The sequence below is a fragment of the Diaphorobacter sp. MNS-0 genome, from assembly GCF_019602835.1.
GTDB lineage: Bacteria > Pseudomonadota > Gammaproteobacteria > Burkholderiales > Burkholderiaceae_C > Diaphorobacter > Diaphorobacter nitroreducens.
The window spans coordinates 3,647,501-3,664,389 of the sequence record NZ_CP080761.1 but is presented as its reverse complement, the minus strand read 5'-3'; the positions used below and the strand labels follow the sequence as shown (position 1 = coordinate 3,664,389).

The window sequence follows — 16,889 nt, the reverse complement described above, 5'->3', positions numbered from 1 at the left end:
CCATGGACAGCCTGCACTGGTTGCGTCAGGGTGATGCGGTCACGCAGGCGTCGGCGCTGCTGCTGCTGGCCATGTCGGTTGCCAGCTGGGTGGTGATTTTCTGGAAGCTGCGCCTGATGCGGCGCGCCCATGTGGACGTGCCGCGCAGCACGGCCGCGTTCTGGCAGGCGCCGTCGCTGGCCGCGGCGGCCGAGCGGCTGCCCGCCTTTGACCGTGAAGGGCTGGTGCTGCCGCTGGTGCGTGCCGCGCAGCAGGTGGAGCAGGCCGGCGCGGGCACGCTGGCCGGGCAGGGCGGCCTGTCGCAGCGGCTCACGCGCGTGTTGCGCGATGCGCTGCATGGCGTGCTGGGCAAGCTGCAGTTCGGCCAGGTGCTGCTGGCCACCGTGGGCTCCACGGCGCCGTTCGTGGGGCTGCTGGGCACGGTGTGGGGCATCTACCATGCGCTCACGGCCATGGCCGGCGCGGGGCAGATCAGCATCGAGCGCGTCGCCGGCCCGGTGGGCGAGGCGTTGATCATGACCGCCGCCGGACTCACGGTGGCGATTCCCGCCGTGCTGGCCTACAACTGGTTCGGGCGTGTCATCGGCCGCATCGAGGCCGACCTCGAAGGCTTTGCCCGCGACCTGCGCGAGCTGGTCATCGACACCAACGCCGCCGACTAGGGCCGGTAAACGCCATGGCATTCGGCCGACTGGAGCGCACCCCGGGCCCGCAGCCCATGAGCGAGATCAACATCACACCGCTGGTGGACGTGATGCTGGTGCTGGTGGTGATCTTCATCCTGACCGCGCCGCTGCTGGCCAGCAGCATCCGGCTGGAGCTGCCGCGCGCCGAAGGCGCGCAACCGGGCACGCCCGCGCATGCCGTGATGCTGGTGGTGGACACCGCCGGCCAGGCCTACCTGGACGATGAGCCCGTGGGCGCCGATGCGCTGGCGCAGCGCCTGCGCCAGATTGCCGCCGAGGCGCCGGACACCGAGGTGCAACTGCGCGCCGATACCGCCGTGCCCTACGGCCGCGTGGTGGAGGTGATGGGGGCGGCCCATGCGGCGGGCCTGCAGCGCATTGGTTTCGTCACGCAGCCCACCGATGGGGCCGTGCAAGGCACTCAAAAATAGGAGCTGCTCGCGCTTGGTGTGCGGGTGTTTGCGGTAGAAAAGTAGCTGAGAACGCCAGCTGGCAAGCGCTGGCAGCTCTTGTTTTTATGGCAATGCGGCCATGGCTGTTGGGGCGCCGGGGCGCAGTCCCGCGCGGATGTCGTTGCCCGTGGGGCTCTGGAACAGGTGCAGGCCGAACTCCGGCAGCACGGCGATCAGGTGGTCGAAGATGTCGCCCTGGATGGCTTCGTACTCCACCCAGGCGGTGGTGGCCGTGAAGCAGTACAGCTCCAGCGGCACCCCCTCGGCCGTGGGCTCCAGCGTGCGCACGATGAGCAGCATCTGCTGGTGGATGCGCGGGTGCGCGCGCACATAGGCTTCGCAGTAGGCGCGGAAGGTGCCGATGTTGGTCAGGCGGCGCTGGTTGGCGGGCTCCAGCGCCTGTGCACCCAGCTGCGCCTGCAGGGCGGCGTTGGTCTGCTGCACGTCGCGCAGCTTGCCTTCCAGGTAGGGGCGCAGCAGCGCGATGCGCGACAGGCGCTCGATCTCCGCCTCGGTGAGAAAGCGGATCGAGTTCGTGTCCAGCCGCAACGCGCGGCGGATGCGCCGCCCGCCCGAGCTGAACATGCCGCGCCAGTTCTTGAAGCTCTCGCTCATCAGCCGCCAGGTGGGGATGGTGGTGATGGTCTTGTCCCAGTTCTGCACCTTCACGGTGTGCAGTGCGATGTCCACCACGAAGCCGTCCGCGCCCACCTGGGGCATCTCGATCCAGTCGCCCACGCGCAGCATGTCGTTGGACGACAGTTGCACGCCCGCGGTGAACGAGAGAATGGTGTCCTTGAACACCAGCATCAGCACCGCCGACATGGCGCCCAGGCCGGACAGCAGGATCAGCGGCGATCGGTCCACCAGCGCCGCCACGATGACGATGGTGCCCACCAGCGCCAGCAGCAGCTTGCCCAGCTGCACATAGCTCTTGATCGAGCGCGTGGCCGTGGGCACGCCGTCCGGGGCCTGCTCATGCTCGTGCAGCACGGCGTCCAGCAGCGCGATCAGCGTCCGCACCAGCTGCAGCACGGTGAGCGCCACGGCCACGTTGCCGATCACTGCGGCCGCCACGGGGTGCACATGGGGCACGGCGCCGATGCCTGCCTGGATGACGAGCGACGGTGCCACATGCGCCAGACGCCGCAACACCTGGTCGTGCCAGAACACCCGCGCCCAGCGCGCGCCCAGGCGTTCGCGCAGGCGCGGCACGGTGTTCAGCAGCACGTATTGGGCGACGGACTGGAGGGCGAAGGCCAGCAGCACCAGGCCGCATAGGCCCAGGGCGGCCTGCAGCCAAGGATCCAGATCGGCAATCAGCGAGGGCGCGGACACAGGCAAGACAACTTTCCAGAAATGCAGGAAACAGCCGGCCCAGGCGGGGCGGCCATGCAGGGGATGGGGGGATGAACGCCTAGAATTGGGCGCAGTACAGCCCATTGTGACCATTGCGCAGGTGCGCGGTTCTCCTTTTCCCAGCTTCCATGCAAGACAAATACAACCACACCGAGGTGGAGCGCGCCGCGCATGCCCACTGGAATGCCAACGACGCCTACCGCGTGACCGAGGACCAGGCCAAGCCCAAGTTCTACGCCTGCTCCATGCTGCCCTACCCCAGCGGCAAGCTGCACATGGGCCATGTGCGCAACTACACCATCAATGACATGCTCACGCGCAGCCTGCGCATGAAGGGCCACAACGTCCTCATGCCCATGGGCTGGGATGCCTTCGGCCTGCCGGCCGAGAACGCCGCCCTCAAGAACGGCGTTCCGCCCGCGCAGTGGACCTACGACAACATCGCCTACATGAAGAAGCAGATGCAGGCGATGGGGCTGGCCATCGACTGGAGCCGCGAGATCGCCACCTGCGACCCCGACTACTACAAGTGGAACCAGTGGCTGTTTTTGAAGATGCTGGACAAGGGCATCGCCTACCGCAAGACCCAGGTCGTGAATTGGGACCCGGTGGACCAGACCGTGCTGGCCAACGAGCAGGTGATCGACGGGCGCGGCTGGCGCACCGGCGCGCTGGTGGAAAAGCGCGAGATCCCCGGCTACTACCTGAAGATCACCGACTACGCGCAGGAGCTGCTGGACCATGTGCAGATCGGCAACGAGAAGGCCACGCTGACCGGCTGGCCCGACAAGGTGCGGCTGATGCAGGAGAACTGGATCGGCAAGTCGGCGGGCGTGCGCTTTGCGTTCCCGCACGACATCCGCAACGCCGCGGGCGAGCGGATCCAGGACGGCAAGCTGTACGTGTTCACCACGCGCGCCGACACCATCATGGGCGTGACGTTCTGCGCCGTCGCGCCCGAGCACCCGCTGGCCCAGCACGCCGCGGCGTCCAACGCCGCGCTGGCGGCCTTCATCGAGGAATGCAAGAAGGGCGGCACGACCGAGGCCGAGCTGGCCCTGAAGGAAAAAGAGGGCATGCCCACGGGCCTGTTCGTCACCCACCCGCTCACCGGCGAGCAGGTCGAGGTGTGGGTGGGCAACTACGTGCTCATGAGCTACGGCGACGGCGCCGTGATGGGTGTGCCCGCGCACGACGAGCGCGACTTTGCCTTCGCGCTCAAGTACCAGCTGCCCATCAAGCAAGTGGTGCTGGTGGACGGCGAGACCTTCGACTTCCACCAGTGGCAGGACTGGTACGGTGACAAGGAGCGCGGCGTCACCATCAATTCCGGCAACTTCAGCGGCCTGTCGTACCAGGACGCCGTGGCCGCCGTGGCCCATGCGCTGGCCGAGAAGGGCCTGGGCGAGCTCAAGACCACCTGGCGCCTGCGCGACTGGGGCATCAGCCGCCAGCGCTACTGGGGCACGCCGATCCCCATCATCCACTGCGAGAGCTGCGGCGCCGTGCCCGTGCCCGAGAAGGACCTGCCCGTGGTGCTGCCGCAGGACCTGGTGCCCGACGGCAGCGGCAACCCGCTGGCCAAGTGCGAGGCCTTCCTGAAGGTGGACTGCCCCTGCTGCGGCAAGCCCGCGCGCCGCGAGACCGACACCATGGACACCTTCGTGGACTCGTCCTGGTACTTCATGCGCTACTGCGACCCGAAGAACCGCGACGCCATGGTGGCGGGCGGCACCGACTACTGGATGCGCGACCAGAAGGCCGCCACCGGCGGCAGCGGCATGGACCAGTACATCGGCGGCATCGAACACGCCATCCTGCACCTGCTGTATGCGCGCTTCTGGACCAAGGTGATGCGTGACCTGGGGCTGGTGAAGGTGGACGAGCCCTTCACCAAGCTGCTCACGCAAGGCATGGTGCTGAACCACATCTACAGCCGCCGCACGGCCAAGGGCGCCAAGGACTACTTCTGGCCGCACGACGTCGAGCACGTTTACGACGAGGCCGGCAAGATCGTTGGCGCCAAGCTCAAGAACCCCGCCGAGAGCGGCGACGGCCTGCTGCCCGTGGGCACGCCCATCGACTACGAGGGCGTGGGCACGATGTCCAAGTCCAAGAACAACGGCGTGGACCCGCAGCAGCTCATCGAGAAGTACGGCGCCGACACCGCGCGCCTGTACACCATGTTCACCGCGCCGCCCGAGCTGACGCTTGAGTGGAACGACGCCGCCGTGGAAGGCAGCTACCGCTTCCTGCGCCGCGTGTGGAACTTCGGCGTGAAGCTGTCCGCCATCGACAAGGACGCGGCCCTGGCCAGCGTGGCGGGCGCCGCCAGCCTGAAGGACGTGCAGTTCGGCAAGGAAGCCAAGGCGCTGCGCCTGGAGATCCACACCGTGCTCAAGCAGGTGGACTACGACTACCAGCGCATGCAGTACAACACCGTGGTCTCCGGCGCCATGAAGATGATCAACGCGCTGGAGGACTTCAAGGCCACGGACAGCGCCGGCGCCCAGGTGGCGCTGATCGAGGGCTTCGGCATCCTGCTGCGCGTGCTGTACCCGGCCACGCCGCACATCGCCCATGTGCTGTGGGACGAGCTGGGTTACGCCGGCACCCTGGGCGACCTGCTGGACGCCGCCTGGCCCCAGGTGGCCCCCGATGCCCTGGTGCAGGACGAGCTGGAGCTGATGCTGCAGGTCAACGGCAAGCTGCGCGGCGCGATCCGCGTGGCCGCCTCGGCCGACAAGGCTGCCATCGAGCAGGCGGCCCTGGCGAGCGAGGACTTCCAGAAGTTCGCCGAGGGCAAGGCGCCCAAGAAGGTCATCATCGTGCCCGGCCGCCTGGTCAACGTCGTCGTCTGAGAGCCCTCCCGCCATGCACAAGCGCACCCTGCTCACCGCCGCGGCCCTGGCGCCGCTGGCCGCCCTCACCGCCTGCGGCTTTCGCCTGCGCGGCGCGCCGCAGTTCGCCTTCCGGTCCCTGTACGTGCAGGCGCAGCCCGGCTCGCCGCTGGCACGTGAGCTGATCCGCACGCTGCAGGGGGCGGGCGGGGACCTCGTGGTGCTGACGGCGCCCGCGCAGCTGCCCCAGGCCGAGGCGATCCTGGACGTGCTGTCCGAGCAGCAGGAGCGCGTGGTGGTGGGCCTGAACGCCTCGGGCCAGGTGCGCGAGCTGCAGCTGCGCCAGCGCGTGCGCATCCGCCTGCGCGGCCAGCAAGGCCAGGAATGGATCGCCGACACCGAGCTGCTGCAACAGCGCGACATCAGCTACAACGAAACCGTCGCCCTTTCCAAGGAAGGCGAGGAGGCCATGCTGTTTCGCAACATGCGCACCGACCTCGTGCAGCAGCTGATGCGCCGCCTGGCGGCAGTGAAATCGCTGTAACGCTCCTTATTTGATAGCTGTTTGCGCTTGCTGCACGGGCGCTAGCGGCATATTTGTTACTAGAACAGGCCGCATGCAAATCGCTTTGAACCAGCTCGGTGCGCAGCTGCACAAAGGCCTGCGCCCGCTCTACACGCTGCACGGCGACGAGGCGCTGTTGCAGCAGGAGGCGCTGGACGCCATCCGCGCCGCGGCACGTGCGCAGGGCTATACCGAGCGCAGCAGCTTCACCGTGGCCGGCGCGCATTTCGACTGGAGCGGCGTGCTGGCCGCGGGCGGGTCGTTGAGCCTGTTCGCCGACAAGCAGATCGTGGAGATCCGCATCCCCTCGGGCAAGCCCGGCAAGGACGGCGCCGCCGCGCTGCAGCAGATGGCTGCCGCCGCGCCGGGCAACGACAGCACGCTCACCGTGGTGGTGCTGCCGCGCCTGGACAAGGCCACGCGCACGGGCGCGTGGTTCGCGGCACTCGAAGCGCACGGCGCCACGGTGCAGATCGACCCCGTGGAGCGCGCGCAGCTGCCCGGCTGGATCGCCCAGCGCCTGGCCGCGCAAGGCCAGCGCGTGGTCGCGGGCGAAGAGGGGCAGCGCACGCTGCAGTTCTTCGCCGACCGGGTGGAGGGCAACCTGCTGGCCGCGCACCAGGAGATCCAGAAGCTCGCGCTGCTGCACCCCGAGGGGGAACTCACCTGGGCGCAGGTCGAAGCGGCCGTGCTCAACGTGGCGCGCTACGACGTGTTCAAGCTGTCCGAGGCGGTGCTCTCCGGCCAGGTGGCGCGCGTGCAGCGCATGCTGGACGGCCTGCAGGCCGAGGGCGAGGCCGAGGTGCTGGTGCACTGGGCGCTGGCCGAGGACATCCGCGCCCTCAAGCGCGTGAAAGACGCCATGAACGCCGGCAAGCCCCTGCCCATGGCCCTGCGCGAGAACCGCGTCTGGGGCGCGAAGGAGCGGTTGTTCGAGCGCCTGCTGCCCCAGGCCAGCGACGCCGCCCTGGCGCGGCTGCTGCAGTCCGCCCACACGGTGGACGGCATCGTCAAGGGCCTGAAGGCGCCCGACTGGCCACAGGACGGCTGGCAGGCCCTCTCGCGGCTGGCGCTGCAGATGTGCAAGCTGGCGCGCTGAGATCGCAATGAAATGTGAATCTAGCGCTTATGGGATAAGCGCTAGCAGCTATTGATTCAGGAGTGTTGGGCGACCAACGCCGCACGCGCCTTGTCCGCCCACTGCTGCAGCTGGTCCACCAGCGCCTGGTGGCTGAAGGAGCAGCTCTCCTCGGTGAACAGCGCGCCGGCCTCCAGCCGGTCCAACAGGCCCAGCAGCACCTCGCCATAGCGCGGGGGCAGGGCGGCCAGCAGCACGGCGTGGCCGCGCGCGGCGGCGCTGAAGGCGTGGTTGCTGATGCGCTGCTCGCGCAGGGCGTGCAGGTCGGCCTGCAGGTTGTCGAGCTGGTGGGTGGCGAGTTCGGCGGTCATGGCGAGGGCACGGAGGGTGGCAAAGGCCTCAAGCGTAGCCGGAGTCCCCCGGCCAGCGTGGCGGCGGTGAACTGCGTCAGAATCACGCCCATGAACGCGCTGAACATCGCTGAATACACGCACACGCTTGGTTTGCAGGCAAAAACGGCCTCCGCCCAAATGGCGCGCGCGCCGGCAGCTATCAAAAACAAGGCATTGCTGGCCCTGGCGCGGCTGCTGCGCCAGAACGTGGACGCCCTGCAGGGGGACAATGCCCGCGACCTGGAGCGCGCGCGCGCCGCCGGCCTGGCCGAACCCATGGTGGACCGCCTCAAGCTGACCCCCAAGGTGCTGGAGACCTGCGCCCAAGGCTGCGAGCAGCTGGCGGCCATGCCGGACATCATTGGCGAGATCCAGGGCATGAAGCAGCAGCCCAGCGGCATCCGCGTGGGGCAGATGCGCGTGCCGATCGGCGTGTTCGGCATGATCTACGAGAGCCGGCCCAACGTGACCATCGAAGCCGCGAGCCTGTCCATCAAGAGCGGCAACGCCTGCATCCTGCGCGGCGGCTCCGAGGCCATCGACTCCAACAAGGCGCTGGCGCGCCTCGTGGCCCAGGCGCTGGCCGAGGCCGGCCTGCCCGAGCACGGCGTGCAACTGGTGCAGACCACCGACCGCGCCGCCGTGGGCCAGCTCATCGCCATGCCGCAATACGTGGACGTGATCATCCCGCGCGGCGGCAAGGGGCTGATCGAGCGCATCAGCGCCGAGGCCAAGGTGCCCGTGATCAAGCACCTGGACGGCAACTGCCACACCTATGTGGACGACCCCTGCGACATCGCCATGGCCGTGCAGGTGGCCGACAACGCCAAGACGCAGAAGTACAGCCCATGCAACGCCAGCGAGGGCCTGCTGGTGGCGCGCGGCGTGGCAGCGCAATTCCTGCCGCAGATCGGCGCCGTCTACGCCGCCAAGGGCGTGGAGATGCGCGGCTGCCCCGAGGCGCTGGCCATATTGCGCGCCGTTCCGGGCGTGCAGCTGGCCGAGGCCACCGAGGCCGACTGGAGCGAGGAATACCTGGCCCCCATCATCAGCGTGAAGGTGGTGGCAGGCGTGGATGAGGCCATCGCGCACATCAACCGCTACGGCAGCCACCACACGGACGCGATCCTCACGCGCGACCACATGCACGCCCAGCAGTTCCTGCGCGACGTGGATTCCGCCAGCGTGATGGTCAATGCCAGCACGCGCTTTGCCGACGGCTTCGAGTACGGGCTGGGCGCCGAGATCGGCATCAGCACCGACAAGTTCCACGCGCGCGGCCCGGTGGGCATCGAGGGCCTGACGTCGCTCAAGTGGGTGGTGTTGGGTGAGGGAGAGGTGCGGACTTGATGGGGTTGCTGCTAATTTGATAGCTGCTAGCGCCCGTCAACATTGGGATTGAGGCCAATTTCGCATGAAGATCATCATCCTGGGAGCGGGGCGCGTGGGCTACAGCGTGGCCGACAGCCTGGTGTCGGAGGAGAACGACATCACCGTCATCGACACCGACGCCGAGCGGCTGCGCGACCTGGAGGCGCGGTTTGACCTGCGCGGGGTGGTGGGCAACGGCATTGACCCCCAGGTGCTGGCCGAGGCCGGCGCGCGCGACACCGACCTGCTGATCGCCTGCGCCGCGCAGGACGAGACCAACCTGGTGTGCTGCAAGGTCGCGCAGCTGATGTTCAACATCCCCACGCGCATCGCGCGCGTGCGCTCGTCGGGCCTGGAACTGGAGCGCAACCAGGCGCTGCTGGGCAAGGAGGGCTTTGGCGTGGACCGCGTCATCTGCCCCGAGGAATCGCTCACGCGCTACATCGGCAAGCTGGTGGAATACCCCGAGGCGCTGCAGGTGCGCGAATTCGCGGGCGGGCGCGCCTGCCTGGTGTCGGTGCGCGCGCGCCCCGGCGCGCCCATGGTGGGCATGCGTATCGCCACCATGCGCGAAACCGCGCCCGACGTTGCCATGCGCATCGTGGCCATCTACCGGCGCTTTCCCGACGAGCCCGACCGCTTCCTGCCCTGCGACGGCGCCACGCGCGTGGAGCCGGGTGACGAGGTGTTCGTGCTGTCCGCGCGCGAGCAGATCCCGCAGGTGCTGGCCGCGCTGCACCGCCACCATGGGCACCCGGCGCGGCCCGTGCGCCGCATCATGATTGCAGGCGGCGGGCGCGTGGGCCTGCGGCTGGCGCGCCAGTTGGCCCAGCGGGGGGGCTTTCACATCAAGGTGGTGGAAGAAAGTGCCGAGCGCTGCGTGGCGCTGGCGGCCGAGTTGCCCTCCGACATCCTCGTGCTGCAGGGCGACGCCACCGACGAGGACCTGCTGGGCGACGAGAGCATCGAGGAGGTGGACCTCTTCCTCGCGCTCACCGACGACGACGAGGACAACATCATGGCCAGCCTGCTGGCCAAGCGCATGGGCGCGAGCCGCGTGCTGGCGCTCATCAACCGCCGCAGCTATGCCGACCTGATGCATGGCACGCAGATCGATATTGCGCTGTCGCCCGCGCAGGCCATGCTGGGCGAGCTGCTGGCCTATGTGCGGCGCGGCGACGTGCAGGCCGTGCACAGCCTGCGCCGCGGCGTGGCCGAGGCGCTGGAGATCGTGGCCCGCGGCGACCGCAAGAATTCGCGCGTGGTGGGCCGCAAGGTCAGCGAGATCCACTTGCCCGCCGAGGTGCACATGGGCCTGATCGTGCGCGGTCTGCCCGAGGACGGTGGCGAGCCGCCGGCCGACGCACCGCCCCAGGTCATCATTCCGCGCAGCCACACCGTGATCGAGAGCAACGACCACGTGGTGTTCTTCCTGCCCCACAAGCGGCTGGTGCGCGAGGTGGAAAAGCAGTTCCGCGTGAGCGCCACCTTCTTCTGATCGGCAGGAGCCGCGATGTCCGACGTCCTGCCCGTCATGCGCGTACTCGGTGCCCTGCTGGCACTGTTTGCCGTTTCCATGGGGGTGCCGCTGGCGGCGTCGCTCTGGGCGCGGGAGGGCCTGTGGCAGCACTACGCCACGGCCATCGCCGTCACATCCATGGCCAGCGCGCTGCTGTGGGGCGGCCTGCGCGCGCACAAGCGCGAGCTGCTGCCGCGCCACGGCGTGATGCTGGTGTCGGTGGTGTGGGGGATCCTGCCGCTGTTCGCGGCGCTGCCGCTGCTGCTGGTGATGCACGCCATCGGCCGGCCGCTGTCGTTCACGCATGCCTACTTCGAATCGGTGTCGGGCCTCACCACCACCGGCGCCACGGTGCTGGCCGAGCTGGATCGGCTCCCTCTGTCGGTGAACATGTGGCGCACGTTCATGCAGTGGATCGGCGGCATGGGCATCCTGATTCTTGCGGTGGCGGTGCTGCCGCTGCTGGGGGTGGGCGGCAGCCAGCTCTTCAAGGCCGAGGCTGCGGGCCCGGTGAAAGACACCAAGCTCACCCCGCGCATGACCGAGACGGCCAAGGGGCTGTGGGGCGTGTACGTGGTGTTCTCGGTGGTGTGCGCGCTCGCGTTCTGGCTGGGCGGCATGACGCCGCCGGACGCGATCATGCACATGTTCGCCACCGTCAGCCTGGGCGGGTTGTCGCCCCACGATGCGAGCTTTGCCTACTTCGAGTCGCCGCTGCTGGAAACCATCGCCCTGGTTTTCATGCTGTGCGCCAGCTGCAACTTCGCGCTGTACTTCATCGCGCTGCGCAAGGGCAACTGGCGGGGCTTCTGGCGTGACCCCGAGATGCGCGCCACGATCACCGCGCTGCTGGGCGGCGGGCTGTTGGTGGCGCTGCTGCTGTGGGTCAAGGGCGTGTACGACCCGCTGCAGGCGCTGCGCCACGGCATGTTCAACGTGGTGTCGGTGGCCACGACCACGGGCTTTGCCACCACCGACTACCTGGGCTGGCCGGTGTTCGCGCCCGTGTTCATGCTGCTGCTGTCGGGTGTGGCCACCAGCGCCGGGTCCACGGGCGGCGGCATCAAGATGGTGCGCATGCTGATCCTGCTGAAGCAGGCGCGCCGCGAGATGACGCGCATCGTGCACCCGCGTGCGGTGCAGCCCGTGCGCCTGGGCGACCGCGTGGTGGACAACCGCATGATCTTCTCGGTGCTGGCCTTCATGCTGGTCTACGGCGCCACAGTGATCACGCTGAGCATGGTGCTGCTGCTGACCGACCTGGACATGGTGACCGCCTTCTCGGCCGTGCTGGCCAGCGTGCACTGCATGGGGCCGGGGCTGGGAATGCTGGGGCCGGCCTCCAACTTCGCGGTGCTCACCGACTTCCAGCTCTGGGTCTGTACGCTGGCCATGCTGCTGGGACGCCTGGAGATCCTGAGCTTCATGGCCCTGCTCACCCCCGCATTCTGGCGGCGCTAGGGCGCACGTGGCCTTCCCTACAATCGTCGCCAACCTCTTTCCGTCTCCCATTTGAGGGCTCTTCATGGTTCCCCACCTCATCACCGCGCTCACCGGGCCAATCAACGAGTTGGAGCAGCGCATCCTCGACTCCATGCCAGTCATCGAGCGCTGGTTCCGTCTGGAGTGGATGGAACACACGCCGCCGTTCTACTCGTCGGTGGACATCCGCAACGCGGGGTTCAAGCTGGCGCCGGTGGACACCAACCTGTTCCCGGGCGGCTGGAACAACCTCACCAATGAAATGCTGCCGCTGGCGGTGCAGGCGGCCATGGCGGCCATCGAAAAGATCTGCCCCGAAGCGCGCAACCTCTTGATCATTCCCGAGAACCATTCGCGCAACACCTTCTACCTGGCGAACGTGGCGCAGCTGGTGCGCATCTTCAACATGGCCGGGCTGAACGTGCGCGTGGGCTCCATCAGCCCTGAGATCAAGAAGACCACCACCATCACGCTGCCCCATGGCGAGACCGTGACGCTGGAGCCGGTGATCCGCAGCAAGCGCCGCCTGGGGCTGAAGAACTTCGACCCCTGCACCATCTTGCTCAACAACGACCTGTCGGCCGGCCCGCCGGGCATTCTGGAGGAGCTGTACGAGCAGTATCTGCTGCCGCCGCTGCATGCGGGCTGGAGCGTGCGCAGGAAGAGCCGCCACTTCCAGAGCTACGAGGAGGTGGCCAAACGCTTTGGCAAGATGCTGGGCATCGATCCCTGGCTCATCAATCCGCTGTTCAGCCGCTGCGAGGGCGTGGACTTCAACGAAGGCACGGGCATGGAGGAGCTGCGCAGCGCCGTGGACGCCACGCTGGCCAAGGTGCGCCGCAAGTACAAGGAATACGGCATCAACGAAAAGCCGTTCGTGGTCGTCAAGGCCGACAACGGCACCTACGGCATGGGCATCATGACGGTGCGCGATGCCAAGGAACTGGACGGGCTGAATCGCAAGACCAAGAACAAGATGGCCGTGATCAAGGACGGCCAGGTCGTGCATGACGTGATCGTGCAGGAGGGTGTGCTCACCCAGGAGCGCGTGCACGAAGCGGTGGCCGAGCCGGTGGTCTACATGATGGACCGCTACGTGGTCGGGGGGTTCTACCGCATGCATGCCGAACGCGGCGTGGATGAGAACCTGAACATCCCCGGCGCGAGTTTCGTGCCGCTGGCGTTCGAGCACAGTACCCATCTGCCGCAGCCCGGTGCGCGTCCGGGCGCCAGTGCCCCCAACCGCTTTTACATGTACGGCGTCATCGCCCGCTTGGCGATGCTCGCGGCCAGCTACGAGCTGGAGGCCACGGACCCCGAGGCCGAGGTGTACGACTGATGCGCCGGATGTGCCGCCCTGCAGTTGCTGCATTGCAACATAGGCGGTACCCCGTATGTGCCCGAAGCGGGGGCGGCGCACAATGGCGCTCCTTTGGCATCCCCCGTGGCCGCTGAGGCAGCAGCCCGGACCTGTTCACCGTGCACACTTCCAAATCGTCGTTAGCAGCGCTCACCCTGGGCGCGATCGGCGTCGTCTATGGCGACATCGGCACCAGCGTGCTGTATGCGGTCAAAGAGGTCTTCGGCTCCGGCCATGTGCCTTTCACGCATGCCAACGTGTACGGCGTGCTGTCCGTGCTGTTCTGGACGCTCACCGTGATCGTCTCGCTCAAGTATGTGGTGCTGGTGCTGCGCGCGGACAACCATGGCGAAGGCGGCCTCATCGCCATGCTGGCGCTGGCGTCGCAGGCGGTGAAGGACCGGCCGCGCCTGCGCGGCTGGCTGCTGGGCCTGGGCATCTTCGGCACGTCCCTGTTCTATGGCGACGGCGTGATCACGCCGGCGATCTCCGTGCTTTCGGCCATCGAGGGCCTGGAGGTGGTGTCGCCGCATTTCGGCAAGGCGGTGATTCCGCTCACGCTCGTGGTGCTGTTCGGGCTGTTCGCCGTGCAAAAGCGCGGCACGGCGGGGGTGGGCCGCTACTTCGGCCCGGTGACGCTGGTCTGGTTTTCTACGATCGCAGCCCTGGGCGTGCCGCACATCGTGGGCCATCCGGAGATCCTCGGCGCCCTGAGCCCGCACCATGCACTGGGCTTCATCCTGGGCAACCCGGGCATCAGCTTCATCATCCTGGGCGCGGTGGTGCTGTGCGTCACCGGCGCAGAGGCGCTGTACGCCGACCTGGGACATTTCGGCAAGCGCCCCATCCGCCTGGCGTGGTTCAGCGTGGCCATGCCGGCCCTCACGATCAACTACTTCGGCCAGGGCGCGCTGCTGCTGGCCGAGCCATCCGCCGTCAAGAACCCGTTTTACATGATGGCGCCCGACTGGGCGCTGGTGCCGTTGGTGGTGCTGGCCACCATGGCCACGGTGATTGCGTCGCAGGCGCTGATCACCGGCGCGTTCAGCGTGACCAAGCAGGTCATCCAGCTGGGCTACCTGCCGCGGCTGAACATCCAGCACACCAGCGTGCGCGAGACGGGCCAGATCTATCTACCGTTTGTGAACTGGAGTCTGTTCGTCGCCATCGTGTTGGCGGTGGTCATGTTCCGCAACAGCAGCAACCTGGCGGCCGCCTATGGCATTGCGGTGACGCTGGACATGCTGATCACCACGGTGCTCACCTTCTTCGTGATCCGCTACGGCTGGGGCTATCCGCTGGCGCTGTGCGTGGCCACCACGGGCTTCTTCTTTGTCGTGGACCTGGCATTCTTCAGCTCCAACCTGCTCAAGCTGCTGCAGGGCGGTTGGTTCCCGCTGATGATCGGCGGGCTGGTGTTCACGCTCATGATGACCTGGAAGCGCGGACGCGAGTTGCTCAACGACAAGCTGCGAGAGGACTCCATAGGCCTGCAGGACTTCCTGGCCTCGGTGCAGGCCAACCCGCCCATGCGCGTGGACGGCACGGCGGTGTTCCTGAGCGCCGAGGCGGGCGTGGTGCCCAATGCACTGCTGCACAACCTCAAGCACAACAAGGTGCTGCACCGCCAGAACCTGTTCGTCACCGTGCGTTACCACGAGACCCCCTGGATCGGCCTGGACCAGCGCCTGCAGGTGGCGCCGTTGGGGGGCGACTGCTGGCAGGTCACCGTGAACTACGGTTTCAAGAATGAACTGGACCTGCCCAGCGCGCTGCGCCTGATGCACGGCCGCGGCTGCGAACTAGAAACCATGAGCACCAGCTATTTCCTCTCGCGCGACGTGGTCGTGCCTACCATCGGCAGCGGCATGGCGCCGTGGCGCGAAAAGCTGTTTGCGCAGATGCACCACAACGCCAGCGGGGTGGCGGCTTTCCTGCACCTGCCCAGCAACGCCGTCGTGGAGTTGGGCTCCAAGGTCGAGATCTGATTGGGCTGGTGGGTTTGTAAGGTTTTTGGCCTCTAGCGCTTAGCTGGCAAGCGCGAGCAGCTATATATTTTGATGAAGCAGGACAGTGGTTGCGCCAAGAGCAATGCCACAATCCGCCGCCATGCAGTTTTTCAAAGACCTGAGCCTGTCCGCCTTCACCGCCGGTTTCGTGGCTGTGCTGGTAGGGTTCACCAGTTCGGTCGCCATCGTGTTCCAGGCGGCGCAGGCGTTCGGGGCGACGTCCGAGCAGATCACCTCCTGGATGTGGGCGCTGGGCCTGGGCATGGGACTGTGCTCGCTGATTCCCTCGCTCATCCTGCGCCAGCCGGTCATGGTGGCCTGGTCCACGCCCGGTGCAGCGGTGCTCGCCACCGCCGGCCTGACCGGGGGCTTCAGCATGGGCGAGGCGGTCGGCGCGTTCATGGTGTGTGCCTTGCTCATCACCCTGGCCGGAGTGACGGGTTGGTTCGAGCGCGTGATGAACCGTATTCCCATGGAGCTGGCGTCGGCACTGCTGGCCGGCGTGCTGGCGCGCTTTGGCATGCAGGCCTTCGCAGCCGTGCAGACCGCGCTGCCGCTGGTGCTGGTCATGCTGGCGTCCTACTTGTTTGCACGGCGGCTGCTGCCCCGCTATGCGGTTGTGCTCACGCTGGTGGCAGGCGTTGCCTGGGCCGCAGGCAATGGCCAGATGCGCTGGTCCGCGGTGCACTGGGCGCTGGCCACACCGGTCTTCACCACGCCGCAGTTCAGCCTACAGGCGCTCATGAGCCTGGCGCTGCCGCTGTTCATCGTGACCATGGCGTCGCAGAACCTTCCGGGTGTGGCCGTCATGCGGGCCACCGGATACCAACTGCCGGTGTCGCGGCTGATCACCCTGACGGGCCTGGCCACCCTGGTGCTGGCACCGTTCGGCGCCTTTGCCCTCAACTTCAGCGCCATCACCGCAGCGATCTGCATGGGGCCCGAGGCGCACCCCGACCGCGCGCGGCGGTACACCGCCGCCGCATCGTGCGGGCTGCTGTACATCGCAGTGGGCATCTTTGGTGCGGTGGTCACGGGGCTGCTGACGGCGTTTCCACAGGAGCTGGTGGTGGCCATCGCTGGGCTGGCGCTGTTGGGCGCCATCGGAGGAGGGCTAGCGTCTGCGCTGCAGGCCGAAGCGCATCGGGAGGCGGCGTTGATCACTTTTCTGGTGACGTTGAGCGGTGTCACCATAGTCGGGATCGGATCGGCGTTTTGGGGGGTGGTCGCCGGCAGCATCGCGCTATTTGTGCAACAGTATGGACGCCCGCGCGCGCCCCAGGCGCCGCGCTAGGGGCATAGCCCTCTGCAATACAGCCCGTGCATTCCATGAATCTCCTCATCGTCGCCGACCCCATCGAGCAATTCAAGATCTACAAGGACACGACCTTCGCGATGATGCGCGAGGCGCAGCGCCGCGGCCACCGGCTCGCGGTCTGCGAGCCCCGGCACATCCACTGGTTGCGCGGTGGTCGGGTCACGGCGCGGGTGCGCGACATCACTCTTACGGGCCACGCGGAGAACTGGTTTACTGCGGGCGAACTCCGCTTGGCGGCACTGGCGGACTTCGGCGCCGTGCTCATGCGCAAGGATCCTCCGTTCGACAGTGAGTATTTCTATGCCACGCACCTATTGGAGCAGGCCGAGCGTGAAGGCGCTCGGGTGTTCAACAAGCCGCGTGCTTTGCGGGACCATCCGGAAAAACTGGCCATTCTGGAGTTTCCGCAGTTCATCGGCCCCACGCTGGTGACGCGCGATGCGCAGGACATCCGCCGG

14 protein-coding genes (1 of these 14 cut by a window edge) are annotated in these 16,889 nt (G+C 67.5%); 12 read left to right on the top strand and 2 right to left on the bottom strand.

Annotated elements, in window-relative coordinates; all coding sequences use genetic code 11:
- The first annotated feature begins 2 nt into the window (after nt 1-2).
- Together K2L43_RS17350 and K2L43_RS17345 are read left to right on the top strand one after the other, a co-directional pair.
- Entirely contained in the window at nt 3-662 is a 660-nt protein-coding gene (locus K2L43_RS17350) for a MotA/TolQ/ExbB proton channel family protein (RefSeq protein ID WP_047351531.1), read from the top strand.
- A gap of 14 nt (nt 663-676) precedes the next feature.
- Complete coding sequence (locus K2L43_RS17345) at nt 677-1,117, top strand: biopolymer transporter ExbD (protein WP_220638112.1); 441 nt, start codon at nt 677-679, stop codon at nt 1,115-1,117.
- Between the two features lie 84 nt (nt 1,118-1,201).
- Here K2L43_RS17345 and K2L43_RS17340 read toward each other — a convergent pair whose 3' ends face one another.
- Nucleotides 1,202-2,482 (bottom strand): mechanosensitive ion channel family protein, encoded by a 1,281-nt coding sequence (locus tag K2L43_RS17340; RefSeq protein ID WP_220638111.1) that lies wholly within the window; start codon nt 2,480-2,482, stop codon nt 1,202-1,204.
- A gap of 143 nt (nt 2,483-2,625) precedes the next feature.
- On the opposite strand from K2L43_RS17340, the gene leuS reads away from it, so the two are divergent.
- From leuS to holA, 3 genes are all read left to right on the top strand, one after another.
- A complete protein-coding gene (leuS, locus tag K2L43_RS17335; protein WP_220638110.1) occupies nt 2,626-5,358 on the top strand; it encodes a leucine--tRNA ligase in 2,733 nt (910 codons plus the stop codon).
- Nucleotides 5,359-5,371: 13 nt separating this feature from the next.
- Complete coding sequence (gene lptE, locus K2L43_RS17330) at nt 5,372-5,881, top strand: LPS assembly lipoprotein LptE (protein ID WP_011807002.1); 510 nt, start codon at nt 5,372-5,374, stop codon at nt 5,879-5,881.
- Nucleotides 5,882-5,954: 73 nt separating this feature from the next.
- The gene (gene holA, locus K2L43_RS17325; RefSeq protein ID WP_011807001.1) at nt 5,955-7,001 is read left to right on the top strand and encodes a DNA polymerase III subunit delta; all 1,047 of its coding nucleotides are present in this window, start codon (nt 5,955-5,957) and stop codon (nt 6,999-7,001) included.
- Nucleotides 7,002-7,057: 56 nt separating this feature from the next.
- On the opposite strand, the gene K2L43_RS17320 is transcribed toward holA, so the two are convergent.
- Nucleotides 7,058-7,351, bottom strand: a complete 294-nt coding sequence (locus K2L43_RS17320; protein ID WP_011807000.1) for a hypothetical protein — start codon at nt 7,349-7,351, stop codon at nt 7,058-7,060.
- Nucleotides 7,352-7,441: 90 nt separating this feature from the next.
- Between K2L43_RS17320 and K2L43_RS17315 the strand changes: the two genes are divergently transcribed.
- From K2L43_RS17315 to gshB, 7 genes are all read left to right on the top strand, one after another.
- Entirely contained in the window at nt 7,442-8,722 is a 1,281-nt protein-coding gene (locus tag K2L43_RS17315; RefSeq protein WP_011806999.1) for a glutamate-5-semialdehyde dehydrogenase, read from the top strand.
- A gap of 64 nt (nt 8,723-8,786) precedes the next feature.
- On the top strand, nt 8,787-10,241 hold the full coding sequence (gene trkA, locus K2L43_RS17310) for a Trk system potassium transporter TrkA (RefSeq protein ID WP_047351526.1): 1,455 nt from the start codon (nt 8,787-8,789) through the stop codon (nt 10,239-10,241).
- A 15-nt stretch (nt 10,242-10,256) separates the two neighbouring features.
- Nucleotides 10,257-11,723 carry a TrkH family potassium uptake protein gene (locus K2L43_RS17305; protein WP_047351525.1) on the top strand — a complete coding sequence of 489 codons (1,467 nt, stop codon included), beginning with the start codon at nt 10,257-10,259 and terminating at the stop codon, nt 11,721-11,723.
- Between the two features lie 64 nt (nt 11,724-11,787).
- Nucleotides 11,788-13,083, top strand: a complete 1,296-nt coding sequence (gshA, locus tag K2L43_RS17300; protein WP_220638109.1) for a glutamate--cysteine ligase — start codon at nt 11,788-11,790, stop codon at nt 13,081-13,083.
- A gap of 140 nt (nt 13,084-13,223) precedes the next feature.
- Nucleotides 13,224-15,092: a potassium transporter Kup gene (locus tag K2L43_RS17295; RefSeq protein ID WP_135148695.1), complete on the top strand. Its 1,869-nt coding sequence runs from the start codon at nt 13,224-13,226 to the stop codon at nt 15,090-15,092.
- A 121-nt stretch (nt 15,093-15,213) separates the two neighbouring features.
- Complete coding sequence (locus K2L43_RS17290) at nt 15,214-16,407, top strand: benzoate/H(+) symporter BenE family transporter (RefSeq protein WP_220638108.1); 1,194 nt, start codon at nt 15,214-15,216, stop codon at nt 16,405-16,407.
- Between the two features lie 35 nt (nt 16,408-16,442).
- On the top strand, nt 16,443-16,889 hold the 5' end (the start) of the coding sequence (gene gshB, locus K2L43_RS17285; RefSeq protein WP_172208807.1) for a glutathione synthase. Its footprint extends 504 nt past the window's final position; the window shows 447 of its 951 coding nt (coding positions 1-447); the start codon lies at nt 16,443-16,445; its stop codon lies off the right edge, out of view.

Coding starts and splice junctions, on each gene's coding strand:
- trkA (WP_047351526.1), top strand. CDS start 8,787: ATGAAGATCATCATCCTGGGAGCGGGGCGCGTGGGCTACAGCGTGGCC.
- K2L43_RS17350 (WP_047351531.1), top strand. CDS start 3: ATGGACAGCCTGCACTGGTTGCGTCAGGGTGATGCGGTCACGCAGGCG.
- gshA (WP_220638109.1), top strand. CDS start 11,788: ATGGTTCCCCACCTCATCACCGCGCTCACCGGGCCAATCAACGAGTTG.
- holA (WP_011807001.1), top strand. CDS start 5,955: ATGCAAATCGCTTTGAACCAGCTCGGTGCGCAGCTGCACAAAGGCCTG.
- K2L43_RS17290 (WP_220638108.1), top strand. CDS start 15,214: ATGCAGTTTTTCAAAGACCTGAGCCTGTCCGCCTTCACCGCCGGTTTC.
- K2L43_RS17320 (WP_011807000.1), bottom strand. CDS start 7,351: ATGACCGCCGAACTCGCCACCCACCAGCTCGACAACCTGCAGGCCGAC.
- K2L43_RS17345 (WP_220638112.1), top strand. CDS start 677: ATGGCATTCGGCCGACTGGAGCGCACCCCGGGCCCGCAGCCCATGAGC.
- lptE (WP_011807002.1), top strand. CDS start 5,372: ATGCACAAGCGCACCCTGCTCACCGCCGCGGCCCTGGCGCCGCTGGCC.
- K2L43_RS17305 (WP_047351525.1), top strand. CDS start 10,257: ATGTCCGACGTCCTGCCCGTCATGCGCGTACTCGGTGCCCTGCTGGCA.
- leuS (WP_220638110.1), top strand. CDS start 2,626: ATGCAAGACAAATACAACCACACCGAGGTGGAGCGCGCCGCGCATGCC.
- K2L43_RS17315 (WP_011806999.1), top strand. CDS start 7,442: ATGAACGCGCTGAACATCGCTGAATACACGCACACGCTTGGTTTGCAG.